The organism is uncultured Winogradskyella sp. (assembly GCF_937958655.1).
GTDB lineage: Bacteria > Bacteroidota > Bacteroidia > Flavobacteriales > Flavobacteriaceae > Winogradskyella.
The window spans coordinates 1-10,245 of record NZ_CALGNH010000051.1 but is presented as its reverse complement, the minus strand read 5'-3'; the positions used below and the strand labels follow the sequence as shown (position 1 = coordinate 10,245).

General features: G+C 34.1%; 9 protein-coding genes and 1 tRNA gene. 3 read left to right on the top strand and 7 right to left on the bottom strand.

The window, feature by feature from the left end; all coding sequences use genetic code 11:
• The 7 genes from Q0800_RS10135 to Q0800_RS10105 all read right to left on the bottom strand — a co-directional run.
• The coding region (locus Q0800_RS10135) for a pitrilysin family protein (RefSeq protein ID WP_299129292.1) at positions 1–1,245 on the bottom strand (1,245 nt) is incomplete at its 3' end.
• 141 nt (positions 1,246–1,386) lie between these two features.
• Complete coding sequence (scpA, locus tag Q0800_RS10130) at positions 1,387–3,507, bottom strand: methylmalonyl-CoA mutase (protein ID WP_299129291.1); 2,121 nt, start codon at positions 3,505–3,507, stop codon at positions 1,387–1,389.
• Positions 3,504–4,148, bottom strand: a complete 645-nt coding sequence (locus Q0800_RS10125) for a hypothetical protein (protein WP_299129290.1) — start codon at positions 4,146–4,148, stop codon at positions 3,504–3,506. Before Q0800_RS10125 ends, scpA begins: the two co-directional genes overlap by 4 nt.
• 3 nt (positions 4,149–4,151) lie before the next feature.
• Positions 4,152–5,534 (bottom strand): methylmalonyl-CoA mutase subunit beta, encoded by a 1,383-nt coding sequence (locus tag Q0800_RS10120; protein WP_299129289.1) that lies wholly within the window; start codon positions 5,532–5,534, stop codon positions 4,152–4,154.
• Positions 5,527–5,829, bottom strand: coding sequence for a septum formation initiator family protein (locus tag Q0800_RS10115; protein ID WP_299129288.1), 303 nt, complete (start codon positions 5,827–5,829; stop codon positions 5,527–5,529). The genes Q0800_RS10120 and Q0800_RS10115 overlap by 8 nt, the downstream gene beginning before the upstream one ends.
• Entirely contained in the window at positions 5,829–6,434 is a 606-nt protein-coding gene (gene udk / locus Q0800_RS10110) for a uridine kinase (protein WP_299129287.1), read from the bottom strand. The genes Q0800_RS10115 and udk overlap by 1 nt, the downstream gene beginning before the upstream one ends.
• A gap of 126 nt (positions 6,435–6,560) precedes the next feature.
• Positions 6,561–7,661 carry a PQQ-dependent sugar dehydrogenase gene (locus Q0800_RS10105; RefSeq protein ID WP_299129286.1) on the bottom strand — a complete coding sequence of 367 codons (1,101 nt, stop codon included), beginning with the start codon at positions 7,659–7,661 and terminating at the stop codon, positions 6,561–6,563.
• 99 nt (positions 7,662–7,760) lie between these two features.
• Between Q0800_RS10105 and Q0800_RS10100 the strand changes: the two genes are divergently transcribed.
• The 3 genes from Q0800_RS10100 to trxB all read left to right on the top strand — a co-directional run.
• Positions 7,761–7,835 (top strand) — tRNA-Pro (locus tag Q0800_RS10100).
• A gap of 242 nt (positions 7,836–8,077) precedes the next feature.
• The gene (locus Q0800_RS10095) at positions 8,078–8,866 is read left to right on the top strand and encodes a glycosyltransferase family A protein (protein ID WP_299129285.1); all 789 of its coding nucleotides are present in this window, start codon (positions 8,078–8,080) and stop codon (positions 8,864–8,866) included.
• Positions 8,867–9,326: 460 nt separating this feature from the next.
• A partial coding sequence (trxB, locus tag Q0800_RS10090; protein ID WP_299129284.1) for a thioredoxin-disulfide reductase occupies positions 9,327–10,245 on the top strand: 919 nt, incomplete at its 3' end.

Below are 10,245 nucleotides of genomic sequence, written 5' to 3'. Positions count from 1 at the left end.
TTTATTCTTAAACTGACGCTCTAGTCTTGCGAGATAATCCTTCTTTGCACGCTCTAGTTCTGAAGCCTTAAACCCGTAACGTTTTACACGCTCGTTCTCTTCTAAGAGCGTTTTTAAAGCATCTAATTGGCCTTTTTCATTAGTTTGTGCAAAGGATTGGTAGGCCTGCTTATTACCAATAATGCCACCTTTATATGAGAATCCATAAATAAAAGGTGGATTGGGTTTGTTGCTATATTCTGCCAGTCTATTATTAATCATTTGATCAAACAGACCTTCCACCATGTTATCTCTGTAATCTGCTACAGTTTTCGTTTTTTTTGGGTTGCCTTTGTCTTTGTAATAAATTTGAACTTGAGAGCCTGTAGCTTCTTCATCCCATTCTATGGCTACAAAAGTACCTTCATGATTTTCAGAGTAAAATTCTTCTCTTGGTTTAGGGTTTTCAGGGTTTGTTAAACCACTAAAGTTTTCTTTTATTTTTTGTTCTAGCGTTTCAACATCTAAATCACCCACGGCAATAACAGCCATTAGGTTTGGTCGGTACCAGTCTTTTTGAAAATTCCTGAGGCTCTCATAATCAAAGGTTTCAATGTTTTCTTTTGTACCAATTGGTAAACGTTTTGCATACTTAGATTTGTAAGCAATCTTATCTAAGTATTTAGACTGCATTCTGGTTGCTGCGCCCAAACGTGTTCTGTATTCTTCTATAACCACACCACGTTCATCGTCAATATCGTCTGCGGTTAATAATGCGTTACCTGCCCAATCTTGTAAGATTTGAAATCCTTTATTCAATTTTTCGGGATCATCACTTGGTATGGGCAGAATATAAACCGTTTGGTCAAAACCAGTATAAGCATTAAGGTCAGCGCCAAACTCTACACCAATACTTTGGAGGTAATCTACCAATTCATTCTTTTTAAAATTTGTAGTACCATTAAAATTCATGTGCTCCATAAAATGAGCCAAACCAACTTGGTCGTCGGTTTCTAAAATAGAGCCTGCTTTAATAGCTAGTCGCAGTTCTACTTTATCTTCTGGTTTCCCATTATTCTGAATGTAATAGGTGAGACCGTTGGCAAGTTTACCAATTTTAACATCTGGCGTAATTGGTAAAGCTTCTGAGGGAACAGCTCCTGTGATTTGTTTTTCAACCGTTTTGGTTTGTGCGTTTGCGGTAAAAATTACAAGTAAAATACTTGTAAAAAGTGCTTGAAACACTTTAGGAAGTCTTGTTTTCATTGATTGATGGTTTTAAATTAGGAAATTAATTAATTCCTCTAATTTAAATATAAATCCTTGTTGTAGAAATGAATAACAATACTTTAACTATTTGTTTAGTTATTTTTTTGCTTTAATAAAATAGCTAATAAAGTGCTGTGGTTAATCAATTAAAATTTGTAAAATTTGTATGGCAGCATCGCTAATCTTAGTGCCAGGACCAAATATAGCAACGGCACCAGTATCAAAAAGATATTGATAATCTTGTTTTGGTATAACTCCGCCAACGATAACCATAATGTCATCTCTGCCATAGGCTTTAAGTTCTTCAATAACTTGCGGAACCAATGTTTTATGACCAGCAGCAAGAGAGGATACACCTAATATATGAACATCATTTTCTACGGCTTGCTTTGCAGCTTCTTTTGGAGTTTGAAATAATGGTCCTATATCTACATCAAACCCAACATCGGCATAGCCTGTGGCAACTACTTTAGCACCACGATCATGCCCATCTTGTCCCATTTTAGCAATCATAATACGAGGACGTCGACCATCTTGCTCAGCAAACTGGTCTGCTAAAGTTCTTGCTTTTTGAAAGCTTTTATCGTCTTTTATTTCTTTACTATACACTCCGCTAAATGATTTTATTTGTGCTTTATAGCGTCCAAACTCAGCTTCTAAAGCATCACTTATTTCACCTAGAGTTGCACGTTCTCTAGCTGCATTTACGGCTAAAGCTAATAAATTCTCCTGACCTGTCTTTGCAGCTTCAGTTAATTTTGAAAGTGCGTAAGCAACATTGGCTTTATTTCTGCTAGATTTTATTTGGTTTAAACGTTCTATTTGTTGACGACGAACGGTTTGGTTATCTACTTCTAAGATATGTAGAGCGTCTTCCTCTTTAAGTTGATATTTATTAACGCCTACAATGGTATCTTGGCCAGAATCTATACGTGCTTGTTTTCTAGCGGCAGCTTCCTCAATTCTTAATTTTGGAATCCCAGCTTCAATAGCTTTGGTCATACCACCTAGTTCTTCAACTTCCTCAATTAATTGCCAAGCTTTTTGTGCAATAGCGTTGGTTAAACTTTCAAGATAATAGCTGCCTGCCCATGGGTCAACAGTTTTAGTGATATGGGTTTCTTGCTGTAGATAGATTTGTGTGTTACGTGCTATGCGCGCAGAAAAATCGGTTGGTAGAGCTATGGCCTCATCTAAAGCGTTAGTGTGTAAGCTTTGTGTGCCTCCAAAGGCAGCAGCAGCAGCTTCTATACAAGTTCTTGCAACATTATTAAAGGGATCTTGTTCGGTTAAACTCCAGCCAGAGGTTTGGCAGTGCGTTCTCAGAGCTAATGACTTAGGGTTCTTTGGGTTAAATTGCTTTACAAGCTTAGCCCATAACATACGTGCAGCGCGCATTTTAGCGATTTCCATAAAATGATTCATACCTATTGCCCAAAAAAAAGACAGACGAGGTGCAAAGGTGTCTATATCCATGCCAGCAGCTAAACCTTTTCTAATATACTCAAGCCCATCTGCTAAGGTGTAGGCCAATTCAATATCGCAAGTAGCACCTGCCTCTTGCATGTGATATCCTGAAATGCTTATACTATTAAAACGCGGCATGTGTTTACTGGTGTATTCAAATATGTCTGAAATGATTTTCATGGATGGAGTAGGTGGGTAGATGTACGTATTACGCACCATAAACTCTTTTAAGATATCATTTTGAATAGTGCCAGCAAGTTGCTCTGGTTTTATACCCTGTTCTTCTGCGGCTACGATGTAGAAGGCCATAATAGGTAGAACAGCACCATTCATGGTCATAGAAACCGACATTTTATCTAATGGAATTTGATTGAACAAAATCTTCATGTCCTCAACGGAATCTATTGCAACGCCTGCTTTACCAACATCACCAATGACACGCTCGTGATCTGAGTCGAAGCCTCTGTGCGTAGCGAGGTCAAACGCAACCGACAGGCCTTTTTGTCCTGCAGCAAGATTACGTCTGTAAAAAGCATTGCTCTCTTCGGCTGTTGAAAAGCCTGCATACTGTCTAATCGTCCAAGGTCTGCGCACATACATTGTAGAATATGGGCCACGAAGATTTGGAGCAATGCCAGCAACAAAATCTAGGTGCTCTAAGTCTTCTATATCCTTTTTTGAGTAGGTGGGCTCTATTGAAATACCTTCTGCTGTAAGAAAGTGATCTTCCTCGTTTTTAGATGCACTACCCGAAGTGTTAAGCGTAAGGTGTTGAAGATTTTTTCTGGTCATAATATCATTTTTTCTAGGAAAGGGTCAAAATTGACTTCAAAAGGGGCTATTAAATTTATAATTACTGTTTTTTTATTTGAAGAAATAAAATAGGCATGCTGAAAGGCTTGTTGATTTAGCTTAGGATTTTCGAGTTTAAAAATGCCTTTAAAAATTTGAGTCTTTCCGTTGTCGTTATGCTTGGCAGTAATTTTTGTAAATTTTAAATCGGTGGTTTCTGAAACTTTATTTTGACTTTGCCTTATGATTCCTAAAATATACTTAGCGTCTTGTCTAGAAATAGGTGTGTATGGAATTGAATTTATAATGTAAGAGGCATTAATTGAATGGTCAAAAAAAATGTAATGATTGCCATCCATTTTTCTAATATTTCTAAATCGTAACCTTTCAATTTCTAAATTTTTGTTATCGGTAACTAATGAGTCTAATAATTTTAAATAGTCTATTGAAGAAAATTTTTTAAAGGTACTTGGCAGAAATAGTTTAATGGCATCGTCATCTAGTACATGTGTTTGCCCTTCTATGTCATTTATATCTTCAATTTGTGTCCAATCTAAAACTTCTTTAGCGACCTCCATACACGCGGTTAAAAAGAGTTGTGAAACCACTAAAATTAGCACTATAGTTTTTCTCAATACCATAATTTATTCTTTTTTTAACCTGTTGATTTCCAATTTTTCAGACAATCTATTTTTAATTATAGGTTCAATTAAAGTTTTACGCTTTTCTTTTTTTAAAAATGGGCTAAATTCTAGCTCATTTTTCATTTTATCAGTAGGATTTTGATGTTTGTTAGTCCCTAAAAGTATTAATTTTTCAGCATCAAAATCTCTCTGTTCTTTAGTAGCGTTTTCTTTTATTTTTCGTTGAATTGTACCTTGTTTTAGCTGTCTTAAAAAACCTCCATTGGCTTCAATATTTTTAAAAAGATCTAATCCTTTTTGCGCTAATTGTTGGGTTAAATTTTCGATATAATAAGCTCCATCTGCTGGGTTATTAACCTTGTTAAAGTAGCTTTCTTCTTTTAAAACGAGTAATTGATTTCGGGCAATACGATCTCCAAATTCATTTGATTTATGGTAAAGGTTATCGTATGGTAAATTTGAAATTATATTAGCACCACCTAAAATAGCGCTCATACATTCTGTGGTAGTACGAAGCATGTTTACGTTGTAATCGTAAATGGTTTTGTTTCGTTTACTTGGTGTGGCAAAGATTCTACAATTGGTATTAATACCATATTCGTTTGCTAATGTGCTCCAAAGTTGACGTAAGGCTCTAAGTTTGGCAATTTCGAAGAAGTAGTTTGAACCTACAGTAACATTAAAAGTGACACAAAGGTGTTGCTGTGTTTTATCTTTAAGGTTATTTTCAAGATAATTTAAGTATTCGTTGGTGTGGGCTAAACCATAGGCTAGCTGTTGTATTATTGTAGCTCCTGCATTTTGATATAGGCTAATATCTACGCTTAATTGATGGGTCTGTTTAAAGCTACTTTTAAACTTAGTTTGGTCATCTTTTAGATTTTTGTACCAATTACCACTTTTAGCTAAATGATTAATAATATCAGTATGAATGTAAACTTGTGATGATTGTTTTGAGTCTAAAGTCAAAGACAGTACATTACTTATAAAATTCTCAGAAAGAAAACCACATTTAATATCAATTGGGATAGTTGCGGTATTTATATTTTGAAATAACGCTTCAATAGAAATATTTTCATCTAAAATTTTGAACTGGATGCTCTCGGCACCACGATTTATTGCGTCGATCGCCTTAGCATTGGCATCCTTTGCATTATTTACGTTAATGGTTTGGCATATTTTCCATTTTGTTGCTTTACTCTGGGAAATGTCTGGTAAGGTGTTAAACTGATCAGAATGATAAAATGGCCTAACGTTAATGCCTTCGTTATTTTTCCAGATTAGGGCGTCATTATAATCTGCACCTTTTAAGTCGAACTGTATTTTTTGTTTCCAAGCCTTTGAAGATACAGCTTCAAAATCGTTAAATAAAAATTTACTCATGCGTTTTTTGTTTGGCTATGCTGTCTTCATATTCTATAATGAAGATGTCTTCATTAGGTTTTTTCATATAATAATTTTCGCGTGCAGCACGCTCTATACCTTCATCGGTACTTAATTCTTCTATGGCTTTATTGTCTTTTGCCATTTCGTTTTTGTAATGGTCTTTTTGGTACTCTAACTCTTCTATGTCTTTATTTAATTCGTAATGATATCGAAGGGAGTGTGCATCAAAAAATAACATCCATATTATAAACAAGATAAGAACTATGGCAGATATGTTTTTTAAATATTTCATTACAAGCGCTCGTTAATTATAGTTTTAACGATATCTACGGCAACAGTGTTGTATTTATTGTTTGGGATGATGATGTCAGCATATTCTTTCATAGGCTCAATAAATTGCTGGTGCATTGGTTTTAGTGTGTTTTGATACCGAGTTAAGACTTCGTTAATGTCTCTACCGCGCTCAGAAATATCGCGCTTAAGTCGTCTAATTAAACGTTCGTCAGAGTCTGCGTGTACAAATATTTTAATGTCAAATAAGGTTCTTAATTCTGGGTTAGTTAAAATTAAAATACCTTCTACAATTATAACCTTTCTGGGTTTTAAAGTTAGTGTTTCTCCTGTACGATTGTGCTCCACAAAGGAATATACGGGTTGCTCAATTGAGTTTCCGCTTTTAAGGGCTTTAATATGTGTTTTTAATAAATCAAAATCTATTGATTTTGGATGATCAAAATTTATTTTCACACGTTCATCGTAGCTTAAGTGTGTAGTGTCTTTGTAATATGAATCTTGGGATATAACGTCTACCTCGGCTTCGGAGAGTTCATTTAAAATAGTATTTACAACTGTGGTTTTACCACATCCTGTTCCGCCAGCTATTCCAATTATAAGCATTATTACGTTTTAGATTAATTTGTTATACAAATTTAGCGAATTAGAGCTAGCCTATAGCATGCTTTTTGTTTATTGTAATTGATGGTTAAAGATCAAAATAACTACCTTTTTTTTAGTAGAGCTGTTTTAATTTTTCCGAATTAATTTTACAATTCCTAAATTTTCAATACCTACATATATGTAACCATCTGGTCCTTGCTCAATTGATCGTACTCTACCTAAGCCATCTAAAAGCCGTTCTTCTTTAATAATTGTATTGTCTTTTAAAGTACACATATCTAAATATTGAAATTTTAAAGAGCCCACTAATAGGTTTCCTTGCCAATTACCATATTTAGTACTATTAATAAAAGCCATACCACTTGGAGCGATTGACGGCGTCCAGTAATGTAAAGGTTGCTCCATACCTTCTTTTTCTGTGAGCTCTGTAAATGTTGTGCCGCTATAATTAATACCATAACTAATAATTGGCCAGCCATAATTTTTGCCTTTTTTAATAATATTAATTTCATCTCCGCCTCTAGGGCCATGCTCATGAGTCCAGATTTCTTCTGTCTTGGGATGAAGCACCATGCCTTGTGGATTTCTGTGTCCATAGGAATAAACAGCTTTTTTTGCACTTGGTTGATTATGAAATGGATTGTCCTTAGGTATGCTACCATCATCATTGATGCGGTACACTTTACCACAGTCTCTTGAGATATCTTGCGGGTTTAAATCTCTATCTCCACGATCTCCAATCGTAAAATATAAATAGCCTTTTTTATCAAAAACTAAACGAGATCCAAAATGTTGTCCCTTTTTAGAATTTGGTTCGGCTTTGTATAAAACTTCAAAATCTATTAGCGTATTCCCTTTCAGTTTTGCCCTTGCTACTGCAGTATTAGCGCCATTTTCTTTTCCGCTGGCTGTGGCGTACGAAAAATAAATCCATTTATTGACTTTATAATTAGGGTGCAAAACAATATCTAATAAACCGCCCTGACCGCTAAAATGAATTAATGGTAATCCCGAAATTATTGTTTTTTTACCATTTTTAAAATGTATGAGCTGACCTGCCTTTTCATTTATTAATAAAGACCCATCGGGCAGAAATACAAATCCCCAAGGAATGTCTAAGTCTGAAACGATAACTTTATAATCATTTTTTGTATTTACAGGATTTTTGTCTTGAGCACACGATAAGGTGCTGATTAGTATAATGATAAGGCTAAGTGTTTTCTTCATATTTAAAAAGAACTATTTAATACTGTCTAAAGTTAGAAAATTGTTATTTGATTATGAAGAAAAATTCTATATTTGCACACCTCAATTGATAATCATTTTCGGGGTGTAGCGTAGCCCGGTTATCGCGCCGCGTTTGGGACGCGGAGGTCGCAGGTTCGAATCCTGCCACCCCGACTTTTTTCGAAAACTCATTTTTTTTAAAATGGGTTTTTTTGTTTGAATCGTTTGGAGCTTAAAATAATATAAATTTTAGAAAACTAGAGAAATTGTTTATAACTTTTATTAACTTTTTTAAATGTAAAACATTGGAAATCAGTAAAATGGTAGTTTAACTGTTAATTTAGTTATTGAACGATTTTTGAACTTTGATGCATTTAATATATTTACTTTTACACTGATTTTTAAGCTATCGACTCATGATTTCATTTATTGTACCTGTAAAAAGTGAACAGGTTACTTCTGATTGGCTCAAGTTTAGTCAATATGTTGAAGCAACCTTAATTTCAATCTGTAATCAAACAGATCAAAATTTCAAAGTTATTGTGGTTTGTAATGAAAAACCACAAATTAATTTTGAACATCCTAACATTCACTATGTTGAAGTAGATTTTGAACCACCAGTTAGAAGAGATTCAGAAAGTGATAAAAGTCTTAACAGAAGACGTGAGTTAGACAAAGGTGGGAAATTAAAGATTGGTGTTAATTATGCCACGGAAAATTTTGATACAGATTATATAATGACTGTAGATTCTGATGACTTTATTAGTAATAAGATTGCAGGATTTGTTAATGAGAGCGGTACTGAATTACCTGGGTGGTATACAAAAAATGGATATATCCACTTAGACGGAAAACCTTTTCTATTGGCGACCTACAAGTTTAGTTACCTGTGTGGAAGTTCTGTAATTGTAAAACCAGAACTTTTTAATTACTTTTTTAATGTTGATCCAATGTTATATTTTGATCATCGCCTAACCGTTTTAAATAATAATATTGAGTTAACCCAATTGCCTTTTTATGGTGGCGTTTACAGTATGGCTAATGGCGAGAATCATTTTATGTCCATAGCTAATATTAGAAAATTTAATACGCATAACGGTTGGATGACTTCAGAAGGTATAAAACGAATTTATAATAAGTTTAAAAATTACAGTTTTAGGTTTATAACTAAAAAAATACGTAAAGAGTATAGTTTTAATAGATAATCTTTTCTTCAATTATAGCCTTTAAAGCCGTTTTTAAGATTACGTCATTTTTTTAGTTGAGACCATGTCTATAGTTCTCAAATATTCATATGTCTGTTATGGATATTGAATGTAAATTGCTAAAAACTTGTAATTACTTCCCATTAATTTTGTGTCTAAAGCATAGTAATAATTTAAACTAAAGTTTTATTATAAATTAATAATCACATCCCCATATGATATTTGTGGTTATAGCAGTATTAATTAAATAATCTAAAATTTAGTTGTACGTTTAATTTAGGAACTCATATAAGGATCTTTTTAAGGGTTAAACTTATCTAATTGACTCTTAATTATTAAGACTTTAAAAAGACGATATAAAAATAAATTTAGGGTTGTAGCAGAGTAGCTAGTGTTGATAACTTCTATGTAAGGATTTATCTAAAAAACCTACTTTTGTTTTAGAATAAAACTTTATGATATGTCTAATACAATTGAGAAAGTAAAATGTTTAATAATAGGTTCTGGACCTGCAGGTTATACTGCAGCTATATATGCCTCTAGAGCCAACATGGAACCTGTGTTATACCAAGGAGAACAACCAGGAGGTCAATTAACGACGACTAATGATGTTGAGAACTTCCCAGGATATCCAGATGGCATAACTGGCCCTGAGATGATGATTCAACTTCAGAAACAAGCTGAACGATTTGGTACTGATGTGCGCCACGGTTGGATAACTAAGGTAGATTTTTCTGAAGATATACATAAAGTCTGGGTAAATGAAGAAACAGAGATACATGCGTCTACGGTAATTATATCTACAGGTGCTTCGGCTAAATATTTAGGATTACCATCAGAACAAAAGTATCTAAAGCTAGGAGGTGGTGTTTCTGCATGTGCAGTATGTGATGGTTTTTTCTACAGAAACCAAGAAGTCGTAATCGTAGGAGCAGGTGATTCTGCCTGTGAAGAGGCACACTATTTATCCAAACTTTGTAAAAAAGTAACGATGTTGATTAGAAGAGATGAATTTAGAGCATCTAAAATTATGGAAGCACGTGTTAGAAATACTGAGAATATTGAGATTTTATTAAATACAGAAACCGATGAGGTTTTAGGTGATGGTCAAGTAGTTACAGGTATTAGAGCTTTTAACAATAAAACGAATGAAAAGTTTGAAATCCCGGCAACAGGATTCTTTGTAGCTATAGGACATAAACCGAATACAGATATTTTTAAGGACTATCTAAAATTAGATGAAACAGGTTATATCATAAATGCCGTACCTGGGACAAGTAAAACCAATGTAGAGGGGGTTTTTGTTAGTGGTGATGCTGCAGATCGTGTATACAGACAAGCCATAACAGCTGCTGGTACGGGTTGTATGGCTGCTTTAG